The organism is Streptomyces sp. PA03-1a (assembly GCF_033792805.1).
GTDB lineage: Bacteria > Actinomycetota > Actinomycetes > Streptomycetales > Streptomycetaceae > Actinacidiphila.
In genome coordinates this window covers 25,109-49,930 of the sequence record NZ_JARAVO010000023.1, presented here as the reverse complement: position 1 = coordinate 49,930, position 24,822 = coordinate 25,109, and the positions used below count along the sequence as shown (strand labels likewise).

Below are 24,822 nucleotides of genomic sequence, written 5' to 3'. Positions count from 1 at the left end.
GACCGTGATCGCATCAGTGCTGGTGGCCAACCGCGGCGAGATCGCCCGCCGTGTCTTCCGTACCTGCCGCGACCTGGGCATCGCCACGGTCGCCGTCCACTCGGACGCGGACGCGACCGCCCTGCACGTACGGGAGGCGGACGCCGCCGTGCGGCTGCCGGGCGACGCGCCCGCCGACACCTATCTGCGCGGCGACCTCATCGTGAAGGCCGCCCTCGCCGCAGGCGCGGACGCCGTCCACCCGGGCTACGGGTTCCTGTCGGAGAACGCCGAGTTCGCCCGGTCCGTCATCGCGGCGGGCCTGACCTGGATCGGGCCGACGCCGAAGGCCATCGAGGCGATGGGTTCCAAGACCCGGGCCAAGCACCTGATGACCGAGGCCGGCGTCCCGGTGCTGGAGGCCGGTCCAGGCGACCTGCCCGTGCTGGTCAAGGCGGCGGCGGGCGGCGGCGGACGCGGCATGCGCGTCGTCCGCGAGGCGGCCGACCTGGAGCGGGAGCTGGCCGCCGCCCGTGCGGAGGCGCTGTCCGCCTTCGGGGACGGCGAGGTGTTCCTGGAGCCGTACGTCGAGGACGGCCGGCACATCGAGGTGCAGGTGCTGGCGGACACGCACGGCACCGTGTGGACGCTGGGCGAGCGCGACTGCTCGGTGCAGCGCCGCCACCAGAAGGTGGTCGAGGAGACCCCGGCGCCCGGTATCCCGGACGCGCTGCGCCGGACGCTGCACGAGGCGGCGGAAGCGGCGGCGCGGGCCATCGGCTACGTCGGCGCGGGGACGGTGGAGTTCCTGGTGTCGGCGGACGGCCGGCCGTACTTCCTGGAGATGAACACCCGTCTCCAGGTGGAGCACCCGGTGACCGAGTGCGTCTTCGGCGTGGACCTCGTCGCGCTCCAGCTGGACGTCGCCGAGGGCGGGCGGCTCCCGGCCGCTCCCCCGGCGCCCTCCGGGCACGCGGTCGAGGCCCGGCTGTACGCGGAGGACCCGGCCCGCGACTGGCAGCCGCAGACCGGCGTCCTGCACCGCTTCCTGGTGCCGGAGGCGCCGGGCCTGCGGGTGGACGCGGGCTTCGGCGACGGCGACCGGATCGGCGTGCACTACGACGCGATGCTCGCCAAGGTCGTCGCCCACGCCCCCACCCGCCCGCAGGCGCTGCGGCTGCTCGCGCACGCCCTGGAGCGGGCCCGCGTGCACGGCCTGGTGACCAACCGCGACCTGCTCGTACGGGTGCTGCGCGACCCGGACTTCGCCGCGGGGCGGCTGTCGACGGCCTTCCTCGACCGGCTCGGCCCGGCGCCGGAGCAGGACGGGGCCGCGCTACGGCTGTCGGCCCTGGCCGCCGCGCTCGCCGACGCCTCGGGACGCCACCCGCTGGGCGGCTGGCGCAACGTGCGGTCGGCGCCGCAGTCCAAGACCTACCGCGGCGAGCCGGGTGGCGCGGAGTACGAGGTCCGCTACCGGCTCGGCCGTGACGGCCTCGCCGCCGAGGGCCACCCGGACGTACGCCTGCTGGAGCACGGGCCGGGACACGTGGTGCTGGAGGTCGCCGGGGTGCGCCGGGCCTTCGAGGTGGCGGTCTACGGGGACGAGGTGTGCGTCGACGGCCCGTCGGGCGCCCACCGCTTCACCGCGCTCCCCCGCTTCCCCGACCCGCAGGCCCAGCTCGCGCCCGGCTCGCTGCTGGCCCCGATGCCGGGGACGGTCGTCCGCGTCGCGGACGTCGCCGTCGGCGACAAGGTGGCCGCGGGGCAGCCCCTGCTGTGGCTGGAGGCCATGAAGATGGAGCACCGCGTCGCCGCCCCGGCGGACGGTGTGCTCACCGCACTGCACGCCGAGGCCGGCCGCCAGGTCGACGTCGGAGCCGTACTCGCCGTCGTTCAGGAAGAGGATTCCCCATGAGCGGTACGCCCGCTGTGCACGGACCGACCGGCACCTTCGACAACGTCCTGCTGGAGAGCGAGGAACGGCGCGCGCTGCGCAAGGCCGTCTCCGACCTGGGCCGCCGGTACGGGCGTTCGTACTTCCTCGACGCCGTCCGCGAGGGGCGGCACACCGACAAGCTGTGGCAGGAGGCCGGCGCGCTCGGCTATCTCGGCGTCAACCTGCCGGAGGAGCACGGCGGCGGGGGCGGCGGCCTGGCCGAGCTCTCCATCGTGCTGGAGGAACTGGGCGCCGCGGGCTGCCCCTTGCTGCTGCTCATCGTCTCCCCCGCGATCTGCGGCACCGTTATCGCCCGCTTCGGCACCGGGGAGCAGCAGCGCCGGTGGCTGCCCGGGCTCGCGGACGGCTCCCTCCGGATGGCGTTCGGCATCACCGAGCCGGACGCCGGTTCCAACTCGCACCGCCTGACGACCACGGCCCGCCGGGACGGTTCGGACTGGCTGCTCACGGGCCGCAAGGTCTTCGTCTCCGGTGTCGACATCGCCGACGCGACGCTCATCGTGGGCCGCACCGAGGACGCCCGTACGGGAAAGCTGAAGCCGTGCCTGTTCGTCGTGGAGCGCGAGACGCCGGGCTTCGAGTTCCGGCCGATCGACATGGAGCTGTCGGCGCCCGAGAAGCAGTTCCACATCTACCTGGACGACGTGCGGCTGCCCGCCGACGCCCTGGTGGGCGACGAGGACGCGGGGCTGCTGCAGCTGTTCGCGGGCCTCAACCCCGAACGCGTCATGACGGCCGCCTTCTCGATCGGCATGGGCCGCTTCGCGCTCGACGCCGCCGTGGACTACGCCCGCACCCGGCAGGTGTGGAAGGCCCCCATCGGCTCTCACCAGGCCATCGCCCACCCGCTGGCACAGGCCCACATCGAGCTGGAACTGGCCCGGCTGATGATGCAGAAGGCCGCGTTCCTGTACGACGCCGGGGACGACATGGCGGCCGGCGAGGCCGCCAACATGGCGAAGTACGCGGCGGCCGAGGCGGGCGCGAAGGCCGTCGACCAGGCCGTGCACACCCTCGGCGGCAACGGGCTGACGGCCGAGTACGGGCTGGCCTCCCTCCTCACGGCGTCGCGCGTGGGTCGCATCGCGCCGGTCAGCCGGGAGATGATTCTCAACTACGTCTCGCACCACACGCTGGGTCTGCCCAAGTCCTACTGAGCACGTCCTACCGAGGAGGGGGGAACGGCCATGGCACAGCCGGCCGTGTTCCACAGCGAGTACCCCGCGGTTCCCGCCATCGACCTGCCGATCCACGAGGCCGTGCTGGGCCACGCCGCCGAGTTCGGCGACCGGCCGGCGCTCGTCGACGGGGTCGAGGGCACGACGCTCACCTACGCGCAGCTCGACTCCTTCACCCACCGCATCGCCGCGGCGCTGGCCGAGTCGGGCCTGCGCAAGGGCGACGTTCTCGCCCTGCACAGCCCCAACACCATCGCCTACCCGCCGGTCTTCTACGGCGCCACGCGCGCCGGGGCGGCCGTCACCACCGTCCATCCGCTCGCCACGGCCGAGGAGTTCGCGCGGCAGCTGCGGGACAGCGGCGCCTCGTGGATCGTCACCGTCTCGCCGCTGCTGGAGACCGCACGCAAGGCGGCGGAGCAGGCCGGCGGCGTGCGGGAGATCCTCGTCTGCGACAGCGCCGAGGGCCACCGCTCGGTCCTGGACCTGCTCGGCTCCACCGCCCCCGAGCCGGAGATCACCTTCGACCCGGGCGAGGACCTGGCCGCACTGCCGTACTCCTCGGGCACCACCGGCGTGCCCAAGGGCGTGATGCTGACCCACCGCAACATCGCCACCAACCTGGCCCAGCTGGACCCGACGCTTTCGATGGGCCCCGGGCACCGCATCCTGGCCGTGCTCCCGTTCTTCCACATCTACGGGCTCACCGCGCTCATGAACGCCCCGCTGCGCAAGGGCGCCACCGTCGTGGTGCTGCCGCGCTTCGACCTGGAGCAGTTCCTGAAGGCGGTGGCGACCCACCGCGTACAGGGCCTCTTCGTGGCCCCGCCGATCGTGCTGGCGCTCGCCAAGCACCCGGCGGTCGCCGCGCACGACCTGAGCTCGCTGGAGTACGTGCTGTGCTCGGCGGCCCCGCTCGACGCGGAGCTGGCCCAGGCCTGCTCCAAGCGGCTGGGACTGCCGCCGATCCTGCAGGCGTACGGGATGACGGAACTCTCCCCGGGCACGCACGTGGTGCCGCTGGACTCGCGGGACGCGCCGCCCGGCGCGGTCGGCAAACTGCTGCCCAGCACCGAGATGCGCATCGTGCCGCTCGGCGAGGAGGGCGGGGACGCCGCCGCCGAGGGCACCGGGGAGATCCAGATCCGCGGTCCGCAGGTCATGAAGGGCTACCTGGGACGGCCCGAGGAGACCGCCGCCATGATCGACGAGGAGGGCTGGCTGCACACCGGCGACGTCGGCCGGGTGGACGCCGGCGGGTGGCTGCACGTCGTCGACCGGGTCAAGGAGCTGATCAAGTACAAGGGCTACCAGGTGCCGCCCGCCGAACTGGAGGCCGTGCTGCTCACCGACCCGCGGGTGGCCGACGCCGCGGTCATCGGCGTGGTGGACGAGGACGGCAACGAGATCCCCAAGGCGTACGTGGTGCCGCAGCAGGGCTCCGGCCTCACGCCGGACGACGTGATCGCGCACGTGGCCGCGCAGGTCGCCCCGTACAAGAAGGTGCGCCGGGTGGAGTTCACCGACGCGATACCGAGGGCCGCGAGCGGCAAGATCCTCCGGCGTGAACTGCGCGCCCGGGAAAGGGGTACCACCTGATGACCGACGACGCCGCGGCACCCTGCGTGCGGAGCGCGCACGACCGGGGGATCACCACGCTCACGCTGGACTCCCCGCACAACCGCAACGCGCTGTCCGCACGCATGGTCGACGAGCTGTCCGACGCGCTGGCCCGGGCCGGCAAGGACCCGGCCACGCGGGCGGTGCTGCTCACGCACACCGGCGGCACCTTCTGCGCGGGCGCGGACCTGAAGGAGGCGGCGTCGCCGGACGGGCCGCGGCGGCTGGTGGCGCTGCTGCGGGCCATCGTGGAACTGCCCAAGCCGGTCGTGGCGCACGTGACCGGTCACGTGCGCGCGGGCGGCCTCGGGCTGCTGGCGGCCTGTGACGTCCCGGTGGCGGGGGCGGGAGCGAGCTTCGCCTTCACCGAGGCACGGCTCGGCCTCGCCCCGGCCGTGATCTCGCTGACCGTGCTGCCGCGCATGGACGCCCGGTCCGCCGCGCGGCACTACCTGACGGGCGAGGTCTTCGACACCGCGGAGGCCGTCCGCACCGGCCTGGTCGCCGCGCCGGAGGAGGCGCTGGACGGCATCCTCGCCGGGCTGCGCGCGGCGTCGCCGCAGGGGCTCGCGGAGTCCAAGGCGCTGACGACGGCCGCCGTGCTGCGCGTCTTCGACCGGGACGCCGCGGCGCTGACCGAGCAGTCGGCCCGGCTGTTCGGCTCGCCCGAGGCCGCGGAGGGGATGCGGGCGTTCCTCGAACGGCGGGAGGCCCCATGGGCGCTGTGAGCGCCGGCACCCGTACGCCCAAGCAGGACCGCAGCCGCGCCACGCGGCAGCGGCTGCTGGGGGCCGCCGTCGCCTGCCTGGCCGAACGCGGCTGGGCGGGCAGCACGGTGACCGTGGTCGCCGAGCGCGCGGGGGTGTCGCGGGGTGCGGCCCAGCACCATTTCCCCACCCGCGAGGACCTGTTCACCGGGGCCATCGAGTTCGTCGCCGAACAGTGGCTGGTCGCCCTGCGCGAGCACGCGCACGCCCTCCCCCGCGAGGGCGTGCCCCGCACGCACGCCGTGGTCGGCATGGTCGTCGACCTCTACACAGGGCCGATCTTCCGGGCCGCCCTGCACCTGTGGGTCGCCGCGGCGAACGAGGAGCAACTGCGGCCCCGGGTCACCTCGCTGGAGGCGCGCATCGGGCGGGAGGCGCACCGGCTCGCCGTGGAGATGCTCGGCGCGGACGAGGCGGTGGCCGGGGTCAGGGAGACCGTCCAGGCCACCCTCGACATGGCCCGCGGCCTGGGGCTGGCGAACCTCCTCAGCGACGACAGCGCCCGCCGGGCGGGCATCGTCCGCGAGTGGTCGGCGGTCCTGGACGGGGTGCTGCGCCGGGGTTTTTGAGTCGCCCGCTGTCGGTGCCGGGTGAGACGATCACGGCATGCTGAACGAGGCGGTGTCCGCCGGCGAACTGGGCTTCCTGCTGGGTCTGGTCGACCCGGCGCTCGCCGCGCGTGCGCGGAGCCGGACGGGTGTGCCGGAGGAGGATCCGGCGGCCGTCGCGAAGCCCCCGGAGCACCTGATGTGGGGCCCGTTGTGGCACAACCTGCCGGCGTCGGTGCTCTGGTGGATCCTGCAGGAGGACGATCCCCGGACCAACGCGCTGGTGTACCACCACTGGCGGACCGACGACCGCGTCCGGTACGACATCCTCAACGGCCTTCCGTACGGGCCGGATCGCTCCCGACGAGTGCAGGTGCACGCGGACCTCGCGCACTTTCCGGCGCCGGAACTCGCCCTGCCGGCCGGGCCGGAGGCGCTGGTCGCCGCGCTGCGTGCCGTGACGGGCATGTCCCAGGGCCGGGCCGCCGCGTTGACGGTGGGGCGGGACGACTGGGCCGCGGTGGCCGAGGCCGACCGTGAGCAGCCGCTGCCGGGCTACGCCCGCTGGGCACTGGCGATCCGCCCCGACTGCCCGCCGGAGCTGCGCACGCAGTTCGGCACGCACCGCAAGTTCACCAACCGGCTCCGCGACGCGGGCGTGGTGGACGGCCCGGGGGCGTACGCGACCGGCACGCGTCCGGCACGCGACGCCCTGCGCGTCCTGGCCATGGGCCGCTGGGCGTTCCCGCTGCGGCTGCCGGAGGCCGCCGACGCGCTGCGGCCGCTGGTGCGCACGGAGCTGGGCGGCAACACCGAGGCGTGGGCGGTGCTGACGCAGCTCCTGCCGACGTTCACGGGCACGCTGCCGGAGCTGATCACGACGGCGGGGGCGATCGCGGAGGGCGTCGGGGAGGGCGCCGGGGAGGAAGCCGACGGCCCGTTGTCAGTGGCCTCTGGTAACACTGAGTCACCAAGGGGCCAGGAGGGTCCGGGGCACGAACGTGGGGGGCCGACATGGGATGCGACGAGCGCGGGCGACGACCCGTGGTCGACCTCGCCGACCGGCGGGCGCTGGAGCAGTGGCATCCGGCGGATCCGGTCGTCGTGGCGGAGGCCGAGCGGCTGAAGGAGGCCGCGCTGCTGGACTTCGGGCTGACCGAGTCGGCGGTCGCGTCCTGGCTGTACGCCAAGTGCCCGCACCAGATCCCGACCACGGCCGTGGACACCGCGGCGGTGGTGGCCTCGGGGGACGGCTCCGTCCTCCTGCTGTACAACCCCGCGTTCTTCGTCGACCTGGGGCTGGACGGGGTCAAGTTCGTCCTCTTCCACGAGGCCCGGCACGTGGTGCACCGGCATCTGTTCGCCGAGCCCGCGCTGCGGGAGGACCCGGTCTTCTCCACCGCGGCGGAGGTGGCGATCAACCACGTGGCGCTGGTCCGCCTACGACGGCAGGCCCTGCCGCTGCGGGACGGCCGGCCGACGGGGGTCGATCCGCACGAGGTCCACGCCGCGTACGAGCGGGATCTGACGGAGCAGGGGCTGACACCCCTGTCCTATGCGGAGTTCGTCGAGACCGACATGGGCGTCTACACCGAGCTCAAGCGGATGAAGCACCCACCGGTGCCCCTGACGTCGTCGTGCGTGCACCTCGAGGGTGAGGGCGTACCGGGCGACCAGGGCACCATCGACGCACTGGTCTCCTCCTCCCTGCTGAACTCGCTGCTGGCCGCGCGCCGCGGGCACACCGGAGCCGAGCGCGAGCTGCTGGACCTCATGGGCCGCACCGAGGGCGCCTCGGAGCGCACGGCCCGGCTGTGGGGACAGCTGGGCGCCGGGACGCTGCGCGGCGAGACCGTCAGGACCCGGCGGGTGGACTGGTGGCAGCGGTGGCTGGTCGACGTGGTCGCCTCGAAGCTGCGCGAGGGCGAGCGGCTGGTCTACCCGAAGAAGCGGGGCGCGCTGCTGGCGGCGCTCGGCCACGACCCGATGCTCTCAAGGCGCGGCCCCGTCCGCGACAAGGTGCTGGTCATCGCCTACGACACCTCGGGGTCCATGCCGGGTTCCGTCATCACCTGGCTGACCGAACTCGTCGGGCGGATCGACGGCGTGGAGGCCCACTGGCTCTCCTTCGACGGCGTCGTGATGCCCTTCGCCCCCGGCGAGCGGGTGTACGGCGGCGGGGGCACGAGCTTCCAGGCCGTGGCCGACTACGTGGAGGGGCGTACGGAAGTCCGAGGGCGGCGCTTCGAGGAGCGTCCGGACGCGGTGGTCGTGCTGACCGACGGCTACGCCCCGCACATCACGCCGCAGGAGCCCGACAAGTGGATATGGCTGATCACCGAGGGCGGCGACGACTGGCCCGACGCCCACACCCCGCCCATGGCCTGCCACCGCGTGACGACAGGAGCGAGATGACCACCACCGCGGCGACCGCCACGGCCGGCCCCCGGCCCTGGCGGGCCAACGCCACCTATCCACGGCCGCCCGAGGGCCGGCCGGAGGCTTCCCGGCTGGAGTCGTTCATCGACGCGATGATCGACATGGGGCAGACGGGGCAGGTCTTCGGTGAGCACGGCATCGGCAAGACCTCGACGTTCTTCTCGCACGTCGCCGAGGCCCATCCGCACGCCGAGCTGGTCTACGTGCCCGCTGCCAACCTCACCCCGGACGACCTCCTGGTGAACGCGCCGGTCCGTGACCCGCACTCGGACGAACTGGTGCTGCGCCAGCTGGTGATGAGCCAGCTGCGGCCGGGGCGCCCGTTCGTGCTGCTCATCGACGACTCGCTGCAGGCCGGCGAGACGATCCAGTCGCAGCTGATGCAGATCGCCTGCAACTGGACGCTCGGCGAGTACGACCTGCGGGCGCTGGGCTGCGTCGGGGTGTTCCTCAGCGACAACGAGTCGCTGTCCGAGACGGCCGCGCGCCGCGGCGACCTGGCCGTCCTCGACCGCATGGTCACGGTGCGGGTGACCGCCAACGACACGGCGTGGCGGCGCAAGCTCGCCGAGAAGTACCGGGACTGGGACCTGAACGGGGTCTTCGCCCTGTGGGCGTCGCTCGGCCCGGCGGTCCGCGAGCTGCTCTCCCCGCGCACCCTCGACCACGTCCTCGCCAACGCGCGGGAGGGGCTCCCGCTGCGCTGGGGGCTGCCGCTGGTCAACGGCGAGCGGCTGCGCCTGGCGGAGCCCCGGCCGGACGGCAGGCCGGGGCAGGACCGGACGTCGGAGATCCTGGACCGGATCGCCACGGAGCTCGGCGTGCCCAACCCGGCGACCGTGCCGGACCCGGTGCGCTCGGTGGTGCGGGCGGCGCTGCGCAACCGGTGGACGGTGCTGCTCCAGGGGCCGCCCGGTTGCGGCAAGACCGAGGTGGTGCGCGAGACGCTGCGCGAGGACCTGGGCCGTGACCCGCTGTACTTCTCGCTGCCGGTCACCAACGTCGAGGACCTGTGCGCGCCCGTCCCGGACCGGGACGGCTCACTGGACACCCTGCTGGCGCAGAAGTTCACCGGGAGCGAGCCGAAGGCGATCGTCTGGGACGAGTACAACCGGCCCAAGGACAAGGCCGCGTTCGCCAAGCTGATGGAGATCACGCAGGAGTGGTCGCTGGCAGGGCGCCCGATCGAGAACCTGCGTGCCCAGATAGCGGTGCAGAACCCGCCGTACCATTTGGGCCGCCGGCTGATGGTGTCCCGCAACAACATCGCCCAGGCGACGCGCTTCACGGCTTCGCTCACCGTCGAACCGGGCGACATCCCGGCCAACGAGTGGCTGATCGCGCGGTACGGCGGCCTCGCCGAGACCGTGCTGGAATGGTGGAAGCACGACATCGACGACGAGGGCCGCGCCTGGATCACCAAGCGCACCATCGAGCGGCTGATCAAGCTCCACCAACGCGGTCTGCCCCTGCAGATGGCCACGGTCTACCTCGGCGACGGCGAGTACGCCCCGGTGCCGCTGACCGCGCTGGTCGACCGGCTCGCCAACCGCTCGGTGACCGGGCTGCGGGAACTGGCGCGGGACGTGGACGCCTGGGAGGCACGGCTGCGACGGGCCCGGGAGGAGTCCGGGGAGGGCAACGACGAGAGCGACGTCGTCCACCAGGTGATCGCCAACGCGGAGCTGTCCCAGCTCAAGCGGCACCGCAAGGCCGTCGCCCGGCTGGTGGCGTTGCTGCCGCCCAAGCTGCGCTCGACCTACCTGGTGGGCGCCTCGGAGCAGACGCAGCGCTTCTGGATCGAGACCTTCGCCCGCATGCCCCGCTGATCAGCGCGGGGTGCGGTGGACGCTGCGCACGGCGGCGACGTCCTCGGGCACGGCCGGCGAAGGCAGGTGCGCGCTGAGCGCGTCCAGCCGCCGCCGGACGCTGGTCGCGATGCCCTTGCCGAGGACGTAGCGGGTCGCGGTCGCCGCAGCCGGGGCGGCGTCGAGCAGACGGTGCGCCTCCCGGCTGCGCATTCCGGTGTGGGCCAGCACGAGATGGGTCAGCCTGTGCGGCGCCGAGGTCAGTGCCGCGGCCATCGCCGTGGCCGCCTCGACGTCGACCTGGTTGTCCGCGGCGCCCAGGACGCGGGCGGCCTTGACCCGCCCCAGGTCCACGAGTTCCACACCCGCGGCCGTCGCGGCGGTGACCAGGCGGGCGCAGGCCACCGCTCCGATGCCGTTGCTGGCCACGGAGAGCCGGGTGAGCCGGCCGTGCGGCGCCCGGGCGAGGGCCTCGGCGAGCACGAGGGCTCCCTCGTCGCCGAGACCGGCGGCCGACACGTACAGCTCGGCGACGGCTCCCGCTGTGATGACAGTCCCCAGGCAGGCGGCTCCGGCCGTGCCGAGCGCGTTGCCGCCGACGAACAGCCGCTCCACGGCGCGTCCCGAGCGGGCGGCGACGACCAGCGCGTCGGCCAGCACGGCGAGGCCCGCGGGGTCGAGTCCGGTCTGCACCAGGTCAAGGGTGCGCAACGACCGTGCCGACTCCACGAGTCCGGCACCCGCCTCGCCCGCGCCGCCGCCGAGCGGGTTGCGCTTCAGCCAGACCCCGGTGACGGCCTGCGGTGAGGCCCGCAGGTTGTCCGCGATGCGGCAGGCGCCACCCGCCGTGATGCCGTTGCAGCCCAGGTAGAGCGTCTCGACTCCGGTGCCCCCGGTGCGTTCGGTGACGGCGGCGGCGCCCGTGTCGCCCAGTCCGTCGGTGCCGAGCAGCAGGTGGCGTACGGCACCGGTGGCGGGTGCCTGACGCAGGGCCTCGGCGACGGCGGCCGCCCCCTCCGGGCCCAGCGCCTGCTTGCACAGGTCGAGGCGCCCGTCGGGCAGGGCGGTGCCGGCCGGGAAGTCCCGGCGTTCGGGCACGCCCTCGCCGCCGCGCAGCCAGCCCAGCAGCGGCTCGAGGTCGGCGTGCGGGCGCGGCACGGTCTCGGGGACGCCCGCGTACGGGGGCCGGTCGTCCGTCATCTCACCACTCGGCTTCCTGGTAGTCCTTGAGGAAGACGCCGGAGAGCGGGTGCCCGGCCTCTCCGCGCACGATCGGGTCGTAGACCCGGGCCGCGCCGTCCACGACGTCCAGTGGGGTGCGGAAGCCCCGGTCTGCCAGCCGGTTCTTCTTCGGCAGCGGGTTCTCGTCGGTGATCCAGCCGGTGTCGACGCTGCACATGTGGACGCCCTGTGGGGCGAGTGCGGGTCCGCTGGTGCGGGTCAGCATGTTGAGGGCGGCCTTGGCCATGTTGGTGTGCGGATGGCCGGCGGTCTTGTTGCGCACCGTGAAGCGCCCCTCGACCGCGGTGACGTTGACGATGTAGCGGCGCGGCCGCGGGGAGGCCAGCAGCAGCGGCAGCAGGCGGTCGCAGAGCAGCGCCGGGGCGAGGGAGTTGACGAGCTGGGTCTCCAGCACCTCGGCCGGGTCGAGGCCGCCGAGCTCCGCCGACCAGGAGTTCTCCGGGGCGGTGTCGGGCAGGAGCCCGGCCTCGTCGGTCCCGGCCAGCAGGAGTTCGGCGGTGGGACCGGCGGCCGCCGGCAGCGCGGGGGCGGTGCCGAATCCCGGAGCGGTGAGCATGGCCTTGGGCCGCGCCCCGGCGGGCAGCGGCGCGCGCTCGCCCGCGGTGAGGGCCGCGTACGACTCGGGTGGCCGCCGGACCGTCTGGGCCGCGTTGTTGACCAGGATGTCCAGCGGCTCACCTGTCTCGCGGAGCCGTTCGCACAGGCCGACGACCTGGCGGGGGTCGCGCAGGTCCACGGCGACGACCGTGAGCCGGTGCAGCCACTGCTCGCTGCCGGGTGCCTCGGTGAAGCGGCGCAGTGTGTCCCGGGGAAAGCGGCTGGTGACCAGGAGTTCGGCCCCGTCGCGCAACATCATCAGGGCCAGCTGGAAGCCGATCTTGACGCGGCCGCCGGTCAGCAGCACGCGCCTGCCGCCGAGGTCGGTACGCAGGCGCCGGCGTGCGGTGTTGTCCGTGGCGCAGGCGGGGCAGAGCAGGTGGTAGAAGGCATCCACCTGCCGGTAGAAGGACTTGCAGACGTAGCAGCGGCGGGGTTTGGCGAACTCCCCTGCGGCGCCTCCCTGCGCCACCTCGTCCAGGGGCGCGTCCTCGCGGCGTGCCCGCGCACCGGTCGCGGTGGCCGCCACGACGTCGGCGTCCGCCATGGCCCGGCCGTCCCGCCGGGTCTTCCTGCGCCGCAGCCGTCCGTCACGGGCGAAGGACGCGGCCACCTGCTCGGCCCTCAGCCGTACCGGATCGTCGACGGGCAGCGCGCGCAGCTTGCCCACCACCGCGTCGAAGACGGCGAGTTCCGCCTCCGTGATGTCGCCCGTCTCCCCCATGGCTCCTGCCCGATGTCCCGCCGCGACGAAGAGGGATGGGTCCGGCCGGATTCGAACCGGCGTATCCGCCTTGCTGAGGCGGCGGCGCCTGCCTCTGCGCTACGGACCCATATGCCCCCGGCTGCCCCGGACGGCCGGATTCGAACCGGCGTGATCCCGTTGTGCAGACGGGGCGCCTGCCTCTGCGCTACATCCGGGCATTGCGATGATCCTATCGGGGGCCCGGCCGGATTCGAACCGGCGTATCCGCCTTGAGAGGGCGGCGGGTCTGCCTCTGCCCTACGGGCCCCATGTGTCACCGACTGCCCGGACGGCCGGATTCGAACCGGCGTGATGCGTCTTGGCAAGACGGCGCGCCTGCCTCTGCGCTACGTCCGGGCATTGCGCCGATCGTACCGGCGCCGCGCAGGGCCCTTCAGGGCGGCCCCCGGCCAATCCACCGGAGGGTTCCGGGCGTTCACAGCCGAAGGCACCGTGGACATCTTGACGCGCGCATGCCACGACCGCACGATCGGGTCGAACTCCTGCGCTACCCCCACACCCAGGAGGACGTCCATGCACATCCCCCGAACGGGCCGACGGGCGACGGTCACCGCCGCACTGCTCGCCTGCGCCCTGGCGACCTCGCTCGCCGTCCAGGCCGACGCCTCGCCGGCCACCGCCGGCGGCCGTCCCGTCGCGGCCGCCGCCGACGAGATCGTCCGGCAGTACGAGGTGGCCGGCACCGGCACCGTCGCCGCCCGTACCGCGCTCGCCGCCCACGGCGTATCCATTGACGCCGCCCGCACCCACTCCACCGTCGTCACCGCGAACGCCGCCCAGGCAGCCGCACTCCGCTCCGCGGGCTACCGCCTCACCGCGCTCCCCGGTCCGCCCGCCGGGAGCGACGGCGGCCGCGGCGCCGACGGGGGCGCCTCGGTGCTGGACTTCCCCGGCTCCGACTCCGGTTACCACAACCACGCGGAGATGACCGCGGAGATCAACGCCCTGGTCGCCGCGCATCCCGCCATCATGAGGCAGCAGGTCATCGGCACCTCCTACGGCGGCCGGAACATCGTCGCCGTCAAGGTCAGCGACAACGTCGGCACCGACGAGGCCGAGCCCGAGGTGCTGTTCACCCACCACCAGCACGCCCGTGAGCACCTCACCGTCGAGATGGCGCTCTACCTGCTGCACCAGTTCGGCGACACCTACGCCACTGACAGCCGCATCAAGGGCATCGTCGACTCCCGCGAGATCTGGATCATCCCGGACCTCAACCCGGACGGCGGCGAGTACGACATCGCGACCGGTTCCTACCGCAGCTGGCGCAAGAACCGCCAGCCCAACTCCGGCTCCTCCGCCGTCGGCACCGACCTCAACCGCAACTGGAACTACCGGTGGGGCTGCTGCGGCGGCTCCTCCGGCACCAAGTCGAGCGAGACCTACCGCGGCGCGTCCCCCGAGTCCGCACCCGAGGTCAGGCTCGTCGCGGACTTCGTACGCGGCCGGGTCGTCGGCGGCAGGCAGCAGATCACGGCGGGCATCGACTTCCACACCTACAGCCAGCTCGTCCTGTGGCCCTTCGGCTACACCACCGCGAACACCACCACCGGGATGACGGCCGACCAGTACAACACCTTCGCCACCTTCGGCCGCACCATGGCCGCCACCAACGGCTACACCCCCGAGCAGTCCAGCGACCTCTACATCACCGACGGGTCGATCGACGACTGGCTCTGGGGCGACCAGGGGATCTGGGCGTACACCTTCGAGATGTACCCGGGCCCGAACGGCTCCTCGGGCTTCTACCCGCCCGACGAGGTGATCCCCGCCCAGACCAGCCGCAACCGCGAGGCGGTGCTGCTGCTCCTGGAGAACGCGGACTGCATGTACCGCGCCATCGGCAAGGAGGCGCAGTACTGCTCATGAGCGGGCCGGTACGGCCCCCGCGGCCCGGCCCTGCGGCGCCTGGCGCGTCGCGGGGCCTCGCGCGTCGCGGGGCCCGCCTGCCCGGGATCCGGGCCGCCCCCGTCCTACGATCGGGGCGTACGCGTGCCCGTCGCCCGCCGTCCGCGCCCGCCCCGGGGAGGCCCCGTGACCACCGTCCACGACCCGCTCGCCGTGCGCGAGAAGGTGCGCGCCTTCGCGCTCACGCTGCCCGGCGCGGCCGAGGAGTTCCCCTGGGGCGAGAGCGTCGTCAAGGTCAACAAGAAGGTCTTCGTCTTCCTCGGTGCCGGCGACGGCAGCCATCCTCCCGGCATCAACGTCAAGCTCAAGGACCCCCAGGTCCACGAGCACGCCCTGTCGGTCCCCGGCGCCGAGCCCTCCGGCTACGGCCTCGGCGGGGCCGGCTGGGTCACGGTCCCCCTCACCGGGGCGGCGCCGGCCGCCGAGGTGCTGTGCGACTGGGTGGAGGAGAGCTACCGCGTGGTCGCCCCGAAGCGGCTCATCGCGGAGCTGGACGGCCGCTGAGCCCGGTCCTCGCGCCGATCACGGCGGCGGTCGCCGCGTCGACCGGATAGGGCCGCTCCTGCGGCAGCAGCGCCTTCGCGGCCTCGTGGTCGCCGGAGCGCACAAGCCCTTGGACGCGCTGGGCGAGCGCGGTGACGTCCCGGATCCGGACGATCCAGTGGTCGGCGTAGTCGCGCGTCGTCCGGCCGGTGAGCCCGAGCTGCAGCGAGCGGTACGGCAGCGGACGCAGGGAGAGGTCCCGCTCCGGGTCCCACTGGACGCGGACCTGCGTGGTGCGCACGCGCTCGGCCCAGGTCTCGCGGTCGGGGTACACCGAGCGGTCGAAGTGCGACAGGCAGGCCTGCCGGAGCGCCGAGTCGAAGCCGTCGCGGCTGATGTCGAGGGCGAGCACCCTCTCCTGCCCGTCCTTGCGGCCCCAGCCGCTGCGGTACATCATCCACAGGAACGACGGCTTGATCCACGTCATCCGGGAGCGGCTCCAGCTCGCGGGGAAGCGCCCGTGCTGCGCGGCGTGGTCACCGATCTCGGGGCGGTACGCCTGATAGACCGTCACGGCGTCCTCGGTGTGCGCGGCCCTGATCAGGCGGTACGGCGTCTCGGTGTTCTCCATGATGCGGGCATCGTGCCCCCCACGGGCCACCCGCCGCCAGGCATTTTCCGGCGACGTGCCCGTCCGGAGGGCCGTGCCATGCGGCCCACCGGCACCTCGCCTAGCCTGGAATCCCGACACGACATCGCTACGAAGGGCCCGGTGAACTGCACCGCACCCGGGTGGGAGGTATGCGGTGGCCACTGTCTCCTTTCTGATCGTCATCGTCATCGTCACGGCGCTCGCCTTCGACTTCACCAACGGGTTCCACGACACGGCCAACTCCATGGCGACGTCGATCGCCACGGGCGCGCTCACGCCGCGGGTGGCGGTGGCGGTGGCCGGTGTGCTGAACCTGCTGGGGGCGTTCCTGTCCACGGAGGTCGCCAAGACCATCTCCAACGGCATCGTCGACGACGCCAAGGTGTCCGCCGTCATGATCTTCGCCGGGCTGGTGGGCGCCATCCTGTGGAACCTCGTCACCTGGCTGCTCGGCCTGCCCTCCAGTTCCTCGCACGCCCTGTTCGGCGGGCTGATCGGTGCGGTCTGGGTGGGCGCGGGCGCGTCCGCGGTCAACGCCGGCGAGGTCCTGGAGAAGATCGTGATCCCCGCGGTCGCCTCACCCGTCGTGGCCTGCGTGGTGGCGATGCTGGCGACGTACCTGGCCTACGTGATCACCAGACGGACCCGGGGCAACGAGGTGAAGCGCGGCTTCCGGGCCGGCCAGATCGGCTCCGCCTCGCTCGTGGCGCTCGCCCACGGCACCAACGACGCGCAGAAGACGATGGGGGTCATCACGCTGACGCTCATCTCGGGGGGACTGCTCGCCCCCGGTTCCGGTCCGCCGTGGTGGGTGGTGCTGAGCGCCGGGCTGGCGATCGCGCTCGGCACGTACGTGGGGGGCTGGCGGATCATCCGCACCATGGGCAAGGGGCTGACCGACATCGAGTCCCCGCAGGGCTTCGCCGCCGAGACGAGCGCGACCTCCGTGATCCTCGCGTCCTCACACCTGGGCTTCGCGCTGTCCACCACCCAGGTCTGCACCGGCAGCATCCTGGGCGCCGGGCTGGGCCGCAAACTGGCCCAGGTGCGCTGGGGGGTCGCCGGGCGGATCGCCGTGTCCTGGGTGCTGACGCTCCCCGCGGCGGCGGCCGTGGGCGGGGTCGCGGCCTGGGTCGCGGACCACGGCGACCTGGGCGTGGCGCTCGTGGCGGGTGTGGCCGTCGCCGCCGCCGCGGGCTTCTACCTCCTGTCGCGCCGTCGCCCGGTGACCGCGGAGAACGTCAACGACACGCGGCCCGGTGCGCCGGCGCCGAGCCCCGCCGGCCACTCGGCCGGGCAACGGTGAGGAGCGGATCCGCATGGACATCCAGTGGGGCAACCTCGGCAGCGTGTTCGGGGCCAGCCTCGGCATCACGATCGCCGTCGTGGTGATGTTCTCGCTGGGCGTCGCCGCGTGGGGCCGCGCCGGCGGCGGAGGCCCGCGCGACGGGCAGTCGCGCGACGCCCAGGAGAAGACGGCCCTGGCCGTGGCGGCCCTGTGCTTCGCGGCGTGCCTGGCGGTGGCGGCCTACGGCATCGACCTGATCGTCCCCGGCTGACGCTCCGCGCCGAAGTGCGGCGGGGCCGGCTGCGGCGTCCGGGCCGGTCAGGCCGGGTTGGCGTCCACGGCCGAGGCGGGCGCGGGCAGCGGCGTGACGGTGCCGCGCTCGTCCCCGGCGGGCTCCGCAGGCGGGGCGGCGGCGGGGGCCTGCCCGCCGGCGTGCTTCTTCTCGACGACCTTCTCCGCGGTCTTGCCGCCGAAGTAGAAGCCCACCATCACGATCATGAAGGTGTTGAAGCTGCCGTAGACGTCGTCGAGGAAGCCGGAGGTGTCCGCCATCGCCCGCGCGACCTCGTTGTTGAACGAGGCCGCGACGAAACCGAAGTAGAGGACCGTGAAGGCGGACATCACGGCGGTGCGCACGTCGCGGGAGTCGGTGAAGAGCACCAGGAAGGTGCACAGGCTCATGGCGGGCAGCGCCACGGACAGCCCCGCGATGCCGATGTCCTGCCCGAAGAACCAGAAGGTCGATGCCACGCCCAGCGCGAGCAGCACCACGTTCACGACGACGAGCAGCAGGCCCACCTGCCAGTTGATCCGACCGTCGCCTATGCGGCCGGAGAACTTGTCCGGCGGCCTCTCCCCGTTCACGGCGCTCAGGTTACACCGGGGTCCCGCGAAGTGGGTTCCTCCGCAAGGCGTTTGATGGCCGACAGCCGGGCGTCCCAGCGGGCGGCGACGCGGTCCATCCACCGCGCCGCCGCCACCAGCCGCTCGGGCCGTACGGCGTACCGCATCTCCCGGCCCGTGCGCCTCCCGGCGACCAGTCCCGCGTGGTCCAGCACCGTGAGGTGCTTGACGATCGCCTGACGGGACACGGGGAGCTCGGCCGCGAGCACGGTGGCGGTGGTGTCACCGTGCTCGGCGATGGCGTCCAGGATGCGACGCCGCATCGGGTCGGCCAGCGCGGCGAAGACGTCCTCCTCGCCCTCGGTACGGGTCTGCGTCATGCGGGCAGCTTCTCCACGTACGTGGCGAGTCCGGCCGTGACGTCCACCCAGCCCTGCGCATGGCTCTCGTACCCGGCGTACGGGATGCGGTCCTCGGGGATGGCGAGGGCCGCGAAGCCGCTCTCGACGACCCGCAGACGGGTGCCGTCCCCGTCGGCGGTGAGGGTGAACTCGACGAGGGTGGAGTTGTCCTGCGTGGCCTCCGCGCCGGGGAAGGCGGTGGCCCAGCGGTAGGAGAAGTAGCGCGGCGGTTCCACGCTCACGATGCGGCTGGGGTAGACGCCGAAGCCGTGGTCGATCTCGAAGGCGCCGCCCGGCCGCAGGTCCACGTCCGCGGGCGCGCCGCCACCGCCCAGGTCCTCGCCGAACCAGCGGCCGATGTGCTCGGGCCTGGTCAGGACGTCCCACACGCGCTCGACCGGCGCCGCGATGCTGATCTCCCGTTCGATCCGGTCCTGGGTCTGGGTGCTCATGATGGTTCCTCCGTCGCTGGACAGCCTTACATGCAACTCCAGGGTTGCACGTAAGGCCATATCGCGCAACCGATAAGTTGCACGTTGGGGGGTCAGCCGGTGAGCAGCACCTCCCGCAGGGCGGTGAGCAGGGCGGCGTCCGTGCCGAGCCGCGCGCGGGCGTACCCTTCGACGGAACCGTGCTCGGCGGTGAGCCCGGCGAGGAAGATCCGCATCGCGTCGGCGGGCGCCCTCCCCCAGCCGGGCCAGCGCAGGCTCCGCTCCGGGTTGGCCGCCGTCCAGTCCGCGAGCAGGCGGGCGGTGGCCAGCTCGCTCAGCGCGTAGTCGGCGACGATGTCCTCCTCGGACACCCCCAGCAGCCCGAGCACCAGCGCGGCGAGCAGCCCGGTGCGGTCCTTGCCCGCCGCGCAGTGGAACACCAGCGGCCCGCTGGTGTCGGCGGCGATCACCTCGAGCGCGCGCGCCAGCTCCTTGACGCCGTCGGCCGCGACCTCCGCGTGCAGCCGGGCGTAGAAGGCGGTCGTCTCGACCTCCGGCCCGAACGCGGTCTGGTCGACGGGCCGGTGCTCGATGCTGAGGTTGTGGTAGGCGACCCCGGTGGCCTCCGGGACGCGCCCCTTGGCCTCGATCTCGAACGGGTAGCGCAGGTCGATGACCGTGCGCACCCCGAGGGCGGCGAAGCGCTCCAGATCCGTGCCCCCGAGCTTCGAGAGCGCGTCGGAACGGTAGAGCCGCCCCCAGCGGACCGTGCGGCCGCCGGCCGTGCGGTAGCCGCCCAGGTCGCGGAAGTTGTGCAGTCGGTCGAACGCGATGTGTCTCCCCATGGGGGGACCTTACGGGGCGGGCCGCCCGCTCAGAAGATCCCCTGACCGGGGACGAGGATCCCCCGGGGGTCGTACCGGCGCCTGGCCGCCGCCAGGGCGGGCCACGCGGAGCCGAAGTGGGCGCGCCAGTCGGCGCGGCCGAAGGGGATGGAGCCGACCGGGTACTGGGTGCCGCCGGCCGCCCGGGTGGCCTCGTACGCGGCCCGGTTGGCGGCCAGGAGGCGGTCGACCGTCGCGGTGTCCTGCGGCGGGGTGGTGCGCAGCACGGCGAGCAGGTACGGGACCGGGTCCTGGCCGGCCCGCAGCAGGGGGCGGTGCAGGCGCTCGCGCAGCAGCGGGTAGAGCAGCACGACACCGGGACCCAGGTCGGCGGGCGTGAGCGCGTCGAGGATGCCGCCGGCCACGGCGGCGGCCTTGTCCCCGGGGATGAGCAGGTTGAGCCAGGGGTGGGCGAAGTCCCACAGGCCGGCGGCCTTGAGCGCCGCCACCGAGGCCGCGAGCCGGTCGAGGAAGGCGAAGTAGCCGAGGTCCTCGGTCTGCACGCCCGCGGTGTCGTGGTGCAGCCCCGCCAGCAGCGCGGCGTCGTCGGGCGCGGCGTCGTACGAGACCGCCTCCAGGACGTAGCCGCGGAAGGCGCCGTTCGCGTCCGGGACGACCTGGCCCTCGACGTAGCCGAACCGGCCGTCGGTGACCAGCAGTCGCTGGTCGGCGAGGAAGGTGCCGAGGTCGTGGTACGGCAGCAGGTAGTGCCGGACCGTCGTCGGGGCCTTCACCAGGCGCAGCGTGGCCGACACGATGACGGCGCACTGCCCCAGGCCCGCCAGCACCGCCTCGAACAGGTCCCGGTGCCGCGACGGGGAGCAGCGCAGCGACTCGCCCGCCCCGGTGACGACGTGCAGCTCGGTGACGTTGTCGACCTGGGCGCCGTGGTGGTGGCTCTGCCCGCCGAGTCCGCCCACGGACAGGGTGCCGCCGACGGAGAGTTCGAGGTAGTCGGTGAAGACGGGCGGCGTGAGCCCGTGCGCCAGGGTGGCCCTGGTGACCTCGCTCCATGTGGCCCCGGCGCCGACCGTGACGGTACGGCTGTGCGCTCCGACCGGGCCGATCCCCGCCAGGGGCGTGGTCTCGATGACCAGCCCGCCGTCGACCTGCGCCTGACCGTAGGTGCCGTGGCCCTGGCCGCGCGGCGCCACCTTCAGCCCGTGCCGGTTGCAGAAGCGCACCATGGCGACGACGTCGTCCACCGACCCCGGACGCAGCACCGCGACCGGCCTGCGGTGCACGATGTGCCCGAAGTCGTCCGCGGCGGCGCCGAGGGAGGCGTCGTCGGTGAACAGCGTCCCGTCCAGGTGGGGCAGCCCCGCCAGCGTGCCGTCCGCCCGGTCCGCGGCCGTCGCGGCCACGGCCCAACTGCGGCCCAGGGGGTCGAATCCGACGACCACGGCGCCCGCGGCCGTCGCCGCCGTCCGCAACATCGCACGTCTGGACGCGAGGTGGGACATGCGCGCTCCCCCTGAACGGGTCGGTGGACACTGCAACAGTCCCGGATTCTAGGCCTGCTGTCCCCCCGTCAACAGCGACTCGTGGAATCCCGTGGGGCCACCGGCGACGCTAACCGACCCCATGGCGGGCGGCCCGCCGGGCGGGCCGCCCGGGTGATCATCCGAGCGACTCCCACCGGGGGTCGGTCGCCGCCTTCACGAGGGCGTCCATGCCGAGGGCGGGCGTGGTGCGCGTGGGAGGCCGGTGGTAGCCACCGGAGTTGAGTTCCGAGATGACGACCCGCAGCCCGTCGGGCCGCAGGGTGTCGGCGGTCCACTGCTGGATCCCGGCCCCGCCCTTGTCCCCCGCCCCTTGAGTGGTCTGCACCTTGGTGCCGTCGGGCAGGGTCTGGGGGTCGGAGAAGTTCAGGTCCCCGAAGTCCTCCTCGGCCCAGTGCTGGACGTTGACCTCGACGAGCGTGGGCCCGTGACCGTCGTCCACCGTGACGTGGGCGTAGCCGTCCTCCCCCACCGGTGCGGTGATCTTCAGGCCCGCCGGCATGACGGCCTTGAGGCGCTTCAGGATCTCCGTGCCGCTCACCTCGCCGGATCCGGGGCGGGGCTCCCCGGACGAGGCCGAAGCCTCCGGGAACACGGCGAACAGGCGCTTCCACTCCGTCGCACGCACCAGGGCACCGAGCTGCGCCGCGCTGAGCGGCGGGTCGTCCCGGGTGGTGTGCTCGGACTTCTGCTCGGTGGCGTTCCACTCGTCGGCCTCGATCTGGTGGCCCTCACGGGTGGTCAGGACGGCCCGCCAGTTCTTGGGCCCCGTGCGTTCGTCCTGGTACTCCCAGGTCCTGATGACCACCAGCACCGACCCGTCCTGGAGTTCCGTGCGCGTGCAGGTGCTGCCCTCCCTCATGAGCGTGAGGTCGGGGCAACGGGTGCGCTCCTGGCCGGGCGTGGCGCGACTGAGGGCGACGGCGATCGTCGACGCGCCGTGACCGTCGTCCCAGACGACCTGGGCCCTGGGGACCATGTGCGCCGAGGGCCGCGTGTCCGTGGCGTGCCCGGCCAGGATCCTGCCCGCGGGGAGCAGGTCCTCGAAGAGCGCGACCATCTTCCGGTCGGAGGCCGTCTCGGGGCCCCATCCGAAGTTCGCGATCGTGCCCGTCGTCGCCGGGCCCACGTCCTGGGCGCCGCCGCGGGGGACGACCAGGGCGGCGGTCACCCCCGCGGCCGCCACGGCGGCGACGGTGCCCGCGACGGCGGCCGTACGGCGGCGGTGGAGGCTGCGGCCCTGCGCGAGGCCGGCCGCGACGAGGGCGCGGTTGTCGGTGCTGAAACTGTCGCCGGTGCTCCGCAGAGCGGCGCCGAGGTCGTCTTCGAAGGGCATGGTGAACCACCGTCCGGAGGAGAGGAGAGGTCGTAAGGGGAAGGGAAGCCGGTGGGGGGAGTCAGTGGGAGGAGACGAGTTCCGCGAGGCTGTCGCCGAGCAGTTCGCGGAGCCTGGCGAGGGCACGCACCGACCGGCTGCGCACAGCGCTCGAGCTGACCCGCATCGCGTCGGCGGTCTCCTCGATGCTCCGGTCCTCCCAGTAGCGCAGGACGACGACCGCGCGGTCCTTGGGCGCCAGCCGGGCGAGCGCGTCCAGGAGGGTCAGCCGCAGCAGGGCCGTGTCGCTGTCGGAGCCGCCGGCGTCCGCGGGCACGTCGGGGAGCTCGCCCGTGGGGGACTCGCCGCTGCTGCGCCGCCGCCTGTGGCTGAGGAAGGTGCGGACGAGCACGGTCTGGGCGTACCCGGCGGGGTTGCCCACGCGGGACACCCGCCACCAGGTGACGTACAGCTTGCCGAGGGTCTCCTGCACGAGGTCCTCGGCGAGATGGGTGTCACCGCCGGTGAGCAGGCAGGCCGACCGGAAGAGATGTGCAGCGCGGGTCCTCGCGAAGTCCAGGAAGTCCTTCGTACGGTCCTCGTGCATGTCCCACCCCGTCGTCGTCCGGCGTCGCCCTCACCTCACTGACCTCGTGGGGGTGGGGAAATGTTGCATCTCCACAGCAGGAGCACAGGAAGCAGCAGCGGCAGCGCCGCCAGGGCGAACAGCGGACCCGGCCCGGACCAGTGGGAGCCCAGGGCCCAGCAGCCGAAGAGCAGGAGCGATCCGGCCTCGGAGCCCAGGCCCGCCAAGGAGGTGACCGTCGCACGGGTGCGGTCGGTGATGCGGTCCTGGAGGCGGGCGTCGGCGGCCGTCGTCGCCCAGTCGAGGAGGCCGAAGGCGACGGCCACCAGTGCCAGGCCGGCCGGATGCGTGCCGGCCGCGCCCGCGGTCAGGCACACCACGGCGGCGGCCGGTGCGAGCGGGGCCCAGCGGGTACCGCGGCCGGCGAGCCAGCCGCCGGCCGTGGCCCCCGCGGTCACCAGGAGTACGAGCAGCGGGACGAAGGACGGCCGCACGCCCGTCGCCTGCGCGAGCAGCGGGACGTACTCGTCCAGCGCGGTCGCGCCGGCCACCAGGGAGACGACGGTCACCATGCGCCCGGCGCCGGGGGTGTGCCGGGCCTGGTCGAGGGCCTCGCGCAGCAGCCCGGCGTACGAGGCCGCGCCGCCGCCCTCGTCGGCACCGGCGCCGCGTGCCCGGGGTTCGGGCAGCGCGAGGGCGGCCAGCGCGGTGAGCACGGTCACCGCGACGCTGGCCAGCCCGACCGCGCGGTCGCCGCCGGCCGCGAGGAGCGGTCCCGCCAGCGCGGTCGCGGCCAGGGCCGCCGTGGTGCCGATTGCCTGCGCCCGGCCGGTGAGGCGGGCGTACGCGTGCGCCGCGCCGACGCGGGTCAGCTCCTCGTGCACCAGGGCCTGCAGCGCCCCGGACCGCAGCGCGGACCCGGCGCCCCACAGGACGAACCCGGCGGCGAAGGACGCGTAGCACGGCCACAGGGTCCACAGCGTGAAGCCCGCCCCGGCCAGCAGCGGCGCGAGGGTGAGCAGGGCGCGCCGGGAGAAGCGGTCGGCCCACACGCCCGAGGGCACCTCGAGCAGGAACGCCGTGAGGGACCAGACGGCGAAGAGCGAGGAGATCCCCGCCTCGGACAGCCCGGCACCCGCGAAGAGCACCGCGTACACCGGGTAGAGCAGGATCAGGTCCTCGAGGAAGGCGTAGGCGTAGAGCCTGCGCGCCAGTGGGGACTCCGGTGCGGATCAATGTCGCCATGTCATGGGACGAGCGTAGCCGGGTACGAACCGGATGAGGAGGCGTTTTCCATGCGTATGGGACGGAGCGGGAACGAGCCCCTGCGGGCTCGCAGCGCACTGCGGATGCGGCTCGCACTCGCGGCCTTCGGGCTGGTCTGGGCGATCGCGGGAACGGTGCTCTTCGCCGACCTGGGGCGTACCGGGTGGGCCGTCTTCTTCGGTCTGCTGGCGCTCGCCGCCGGCACCGACCTGGTGCTGATCGTCCGGCACATCCGCCAGGGCGCGCACTGGCAGCCGGGGCGCGACGTCCCGCCCTACGAACCGCTCCGCAAACGCTGAGCGCACGGCCGGACACGCACGGGCAGGCAAAGACCGAGGGCCCGGTGCTGATGCACCGGG

24 protein-coding genes and 4 tRNA genes are annotated in these 24,822 nt (G+C 73.6%); 13 read left to right on the top strand and 15 right to left on the bottom strand.

The features are described 5' to 3' along the window. Window positions 1-4 precede the first annotated feature (4 nt). Genes PV341_RS07585 through PV341_RS07550 form a run of 8 tightly spaced genes read left to right on the top strand, consistent with a single transcriptional unit; the run spans window position 5 to window position 10,320 of the window. Window positions 5-1,897 (top strand): acetyl/propionyl/methylcrotonyl-CoA carboxylase subunit alpha, encoded by a 1,893-nt coding sequence (locus tag PV341_RS07585; protein WP_500357091.1) that lies wholly within the window; start codon window positions 5-7, stop codon window positions 1,895-1,897. Next, the gene (locus PV341_RS07580) at window positions 1,894-3,096 is read left to right on the top strand and encodes an acyl-CoA dehydrogenase family protein (protein WP_500357089.1); all 1,203 of its coding nucleotides are present in this window, start codon (window positions 1,894-1,896) and stop codon (window positions 3,094-3,096) included. The genes PV341_RS07585 and PV341_RS07580 overlap by 4 nt, the downstream gene beginning before the upstream one ends. Before the next feature lie 30 nt (window positions 3,097-3,126). Next, the gene (locus PV341_RS07575) at window positions 3,127-4,716 is read left to right on the top strand and encodes a 4-coumarate--CoA ligase family protein (RefSeq protein ID WP_500357088.1); all 1,590 of its coding nucleotides are present in this window, start codon (window positions 3,127-3,129) and stop codon (window positions 4,714-4,716) included. Beyond that, window positions 4,716-5,465: an enoyl-CoA hydratase family protein gene (locus PV341_RS07570; RefSeq protein ID WP_500323830.1), complete on the top strand. Its 750-nt coding sequence runs from the start codon at window positions 4,716-4,718 to the stop codon at window positions 5,463-5,465. The genes PV341_RS07575 and PV341_RS07570 overlap by 1 nt, the downstream gene beginning before the upstream one ends. Then, entirely contained in the window at window positions 5,453-6,073 is a 621-nt protein-coding gene (locus tag PV341_RS07565; RefSeq protein WP_500323829.1) for a TetR/AcrR family transcriptional regulator, read from the top strand. Before PV341_RS07570 ends, PV341_RS07565 begins: the two co-directional genes overlap by 13 nt. 37 nt (window positions 6,074-6,110) lie before the next feature. Further along, window positions 6,111-7,178 (top strand): hypothetical protein, encoded by a 1,068-nt coding sequence (locus tag PV341_RS07560; protein ID WP_500357086.1) that lies wholly within the window; start codon window positions 6,111-6,113, stop codon window positions 7,176-7,178. Next, complete coding sequence (locus PV341_RS07555) at window positions 7,067-8,467, top strand: vWA domain-containing protein (protein ID WP_500357084.1); 1,401 nt, start codon at window positions 7,067-7,069, stop codon at window positions 8,465-8,467. The genes PV341_RS07560 and PV341_RS07555 overlap by 112 nt, the downstream gene beginning before the upstream one ends. Beyond that, window positions 8,464-10,320: an ATP-binding protein gene (locus PV341_RS07550; RefSeq protein WP_500357083.1), complete on the top strand. Its 1,857-nt coding sequence runs from the start codon at window positions 8,464-8,466 to the stop codon at window positions 10,318-10,320. The genes PV341_RS07555 and PV341_RS07550 overlap by 4 nt, the downstream gene beginning before the upstream one ends. Here the strand turns inward: PV341_RS07550 and PV341_RS07545 are convergent, their stop codons facing one another. From PV341_RS07545 to PV341_RS07520, 6 genes are all read right to left on the bottom strand, one after another. Continuing rightward, window positions 10,321-11,499 carry a leucine-rich repeat domain-containing protein gene (locus PV341_RS07545; protein WP_500323825.1) on the bottom strand — a complete coding sequence of 393 codons (1,179 nt, stop codon included), beginning with the start codon at window positions 11,497-11,499 and terminating at the stop codon, window positions 10,321-10,323. A 1-nt stretch (window position 11,500) separates the two neighbouring features. Beyond that, window positions 11,501-12,862: an SDR family NAD(P)-dependent oxidoreductase gene (locus PV341_RS07540; RefSeq protein WP_500357081.1), complete on the bottom strand. Its 1,362-nt coding sequence runs from the start codon at window positions 12,860-12,862 to the stop codon at window positions 11,501-11,503. Window positions 12,863-12,898: 36 nt separating this feature from the next. Beyond that, window positions 12,899-12,971 (bottom strand) — tRNA-Ala (locus tag PV341_RS07535). 16 nt (window positions 12,972-12,987) lie between these two features. Next, window positions 12,988-13,059 (bottom strand) — tRNA-Cys (locus tag PV341_RS07530). A gap of 20 nt (window positions 13,060-13,079) precedes the next feature. Next, window positions 13,080-13,151: transfer RNA gene (locus tag PV341_RS07525), tRNA-Glu, on the bottom strand. Between the two features lie 16 nt (window positions 13,152-13,167). After that, window positions 13,168-13,240: transfer RNA gene (locus PV341_RS07520), tRNA-Gly, on the bottom strand. 177 nt (window positions 13,241-13,417) lie between these two features. On the opposite strand from PV341_RS07520, the gene PV341_RS07515 reads away from it, so the two are divergent. Then, window positions 13,418-14,773: a M14 family metallopeptidase gene (locus PV341_RS07515; RefSeq protein WP_500323823.1), complete on the top strand. Its 1,356-nt coding sequence runs from the start codon at window positions 13,418-13,420 to the stop codon at window positions 14,771-14,773. Between the two features lie 165 nt (window positions 14,774-14,938). Next, on the top strand, window positions 14,939-15,316 hold the full coding sequence (locus PV341_RS07510) for an MmcQ/YjbR family DNA-binding protein (RefSeq protein ID WP_500323822.1): 378 nt from the start codon (window positions 14,939-14,941) through the stop codon (window positions 15,314-15,316). On the opposite strand, the gene PV341_RS07505 is transcribed toward PV341_RS07510, so the two are convergent. Beyond that, on the bottom strand, window positions 15,291-15,926 hold the full coding sequence (locus tag PV341_RS07505) for a DUF4291 domain-containing protein (protein ID WP_500323821.1): 636 nt from the start codon (window positions 15,924-15,926) through the stop codon (window positions 15,291-15,293). The genes PV341_RS07510 and PV341_RS07505 overlap by 26 nt on opposite strands. A 175-nt stretch (window positions 15,927-16,101) precedes the next feature. On the opposite strand from PV341_RS07505, the gene PV341_RS07500 reads away from it, so the two are divergent. After that, the gene (locus PV341_RS07500) at window positions 16,102-17,253 is read left to right on the top strand and encodes an inorganic phosphate transporter (protein WP_500323820.1); all 1,152 of its coding nucleotides are present in this window, start codon (window positions 16,102-16,104) and stop codon (window positions 17,251-17,253) included. Between the two features lie 13 nt (window positions 17,254-17,266). After that, window positions 17,267-17,506, top strand: a complete 240-nt coding sequence (locus PV341_RS07495) for a hypothetical protein (protein ID WP_500323819.1) — start codon at window positions 17,267-17,269, stop codon at window positions 17,504-17,506. 47 nt (window positions 17,507-17,553) lie between these two features. On the opposite strand, the gene PV341_RS07490 is transcribed toward PV341_RS07495, so the two are convergent. From PV341_RS07490 to PV341_RS07455, 8 genes are all read right to left on the bottom strand, one after another. Beyond that, complete coding sequence (locus PV341_RS07490; protein WP_500357080.1) at window positions 17,554-18,099, bottom strand: hypothetical protein; 546 nt, start codon at window positions 18,097-18,099, stop codon at window positions 17,554-17,556. A gap of 5 nt (window positions 18,100-18,104) precedes the next feature. Continuing rightward, window positions 18,105-18,458, bottom strand: coding sequence for an ArsR/SmtB family transcription factor (locus PV341_RS07485; RefSeq protein WP_500323817.1), 354 nt, complete (start codon window positions 18,456-18,458; stop codon window positions 18,105-18,107). After that, window positions 18,455-18,931 (bottom strand): SRPBCC family protein, encoded by a 477-nt coding sequence (locus tag PV341_RS07480; protein ID WP_500323816.1) that lies wholly within the window; start codon window positions 18,929-18,931, stop codon window positions 18,455-18,457. Before PV341_RS07480 ends, PV341_RS07485 begins: the two co-directional genes overlap by 4 nt. Before the next feature lie 92 nt (window positions 18,932-19,023). Next, a complete protein-coding gene (locus tag PV341_RS07475) occupies window positions 19,024-19,755 on the bottom strand; it encodes a tyrosine-protein phosphatase (RefSeq protein WP_500357078.1) in 732 nt (243 codons plus the stop codon). A 29-nt stretch (window positions 19,756-19,784) separates the two neighbouring features. Beyond that, entirely contained in the window at window positions 19,785-21,257 is a 1,473-nt protein-coding gene (locus PV341_RS07470) for an FAD-binding protein (protein ID WP_500323814.1), read from the bottom strand. A 157-nt stretch (window positions 21,258-21,414) separates the two neighbouring features. Continuing rightward, window positions 21,415-22,632 (bottom strand): hypothetical protein, encoded by a 1,218-nt coding sequence (locus PV341_RS07465; protein ID WP_500357076.1) that lies wholly within the window; start codon window positions 22,630-22,632, stop codon window positions 21,415-21,417. Between the two features lie 61 nt (window positions 22,633-22,693). Then, window positions 22,694-23,218, bottom strand: coding sequence for a SigE family RNA polymerase sigma factor (locus PV341_RS07460; protein ID WP_500323812.1), 525 nt, complete (start codon window positions 23,216-23,218; stop codon window positions 22,694-22,696). Between the two features lie 35 nt (window positions 23,219-23,253). Beyond that, on the bottom strand, window positions 23,254-24,354 hold the full coding sequence (locus PV341_RS07455) for an MFS transporter (protein ID WP_500357074.1): 1,101 nt from the start codon (window positions 24,352-24,354) through the stop codon (window positions 23,254-23,256). Between the two features lie 138 nt (window positions 24,355-24,492). Here PV341_RS07455 and PV341_RS07450 point away from each other — a divergent pair, with 138 nt between their 5' ends. Next, complete coding sequence (locus PV341_RS07450; protein ID WP_500323810.1) at window positions 24,493-24,762, top strand: DUF6343 family protein; 270 nt, start codon at window positions 24,493-24,495, stop codon at window positions 24,760-24,762. The last annotated feature ends 60 nt before the right edge of the window (window positions 24,763-24,822 follow it).

Excerpts from the sequence above, each read along its gene's own strand:
- PV341_RS07580 (WP_500357089.1), top strand. The coding sequence starts at position 1,894 with ATGAGCGGTACGCCCGCTGTGCACGGACCGACCGGCACCTTCGACAAC.
- PV341_RS07575 (WP_500357088.1), top strand. The coding sequence starts at position 3,127 with ATGGCACAGCCGGCCGTGTTCCACAGCGAGTACCCCGCGGTTCCCGCC.
- PV341_RS07570 (WP_500323830.1), top strand. The coding sequence starts at position 4,716 with ATGACCGACGACGCCGCGGCACCCTGCGTGCGGAGCGCGCACGACCGG.
- PV341_RS07565 (WP_500323829.1), top strand. The coding sequence starts at position 5,453 with ATGGGCGCTGTGAGCGCCGGCACCCGTACGCCCAAGCAGGACCGCAGC.
- PV341_RS07560 (WP_500357086.1), top strand. The coding sequence starts at position 6,111 with ATGCTGAACGAGGCGGTGTCCGCCGGCGAACTGGGCTTCCTGCTGGGT.
- PV341_RS07555 (WP_500357084.1), top strand. The coding sequence starts at position 7,067 with ATGGGATGCGACGAGCGCGGGCGACGACCCGTGGTCGACCTCGCCGAC.
- PV341_RS07550 (WP_500357083.1), top strand. The coding sequence starts at position 8,464 with ATGACCACCACCGCGGCGACCGCCACGGCCGGCCCCCGGCCCTGGCGG.
- PV341_RS07545 (WP_500323825.1), bottom strand. The coding sequence starts at position 11,499 with ATGACGGACGACCGGCCCCCGTACGCGGGCGTCCCCGAGACCGTGCCG.
- PV341_RS07540 (WP_500357081.1), bottom strand. The coding sequence starts at position 12,862 with ATGGGGGAGACGGGCGACATCACGGAGGCGGAACTCGCCGTCTTCGAC.
- PV341_RS07515 (WP_500323823.1), top strand. The coding sequence starts at position 13,418 with ATGCACATCCCCCGAACGGGCCGACGGGCGACGGTCACCGCCGCACTG.
- PV341_RS07505 (WP_500323821.1), bottom strand. The coding sequence starts at position 15,926 with ATGGAGAACACCGAGACGCCGTACCGCCTGATCAGGGCCGCGCACACC.
- PV341_RS07495 (WP_500323819.1), top strand. The coding sequence starts at position 17,267 with ATGGACATCCAGTGGGGCAACCTCGGCAGCGTGTTCGGGGCCAGCCTC.
- PV341_RS07485 (WP_500323817.1), bottom strand. The coding sequence starts at position 18,458 with ATGACGCAGACCCGTACCGAGGGCGAGGAGGACGTCTTCGCCGCGCTG.
- PV341_RS07480 (WP_500323816.1), bottom strand. The coding sequence starts at position 18,931 with ATGAGCACCCAGACCCAGGACCGGATCGAACGGGAGATCAGCATCGCG.
- PV341_RS07475 (WP_500357078.1), bottom strand. The coding sequence starts at position 19,755 with ATGGGGAGACACATCGCGTTCGACCGACTGCACAACTTCCGCGACCTG.
- PV341_RS07470 (WP_500323814.1), bottom strand. The coding sequence starts at position 21,257 with ATGTCCCACCTCGCGTCCAGACGTGCGATGTTGCGGACGGCGGCGACG.
- PV341_RS07465 (WP_500357076.1), bottom strand. The coding sequence starts at position 22,632 with ATGCCCTTCGAAGACGACCTCGGCGCCGCTCTGCGGAGCACCGGCGAC.
- PV341_RS07460 (WP_500323812.1), bottom strand. The coding sequence starts at position 23,218 with ATGCACGAGGACCGTACGAAGGACTTCCTGGACTTCGCGAGGACCCGC.
- PV341_RS07450 (WP_500323810.1), top strand. The coding sequence starts at position 24,493 with ATGCGTATGGGACGGAGCGGGAACGAGCCCCTGCGGGCTCGCAGCGCA.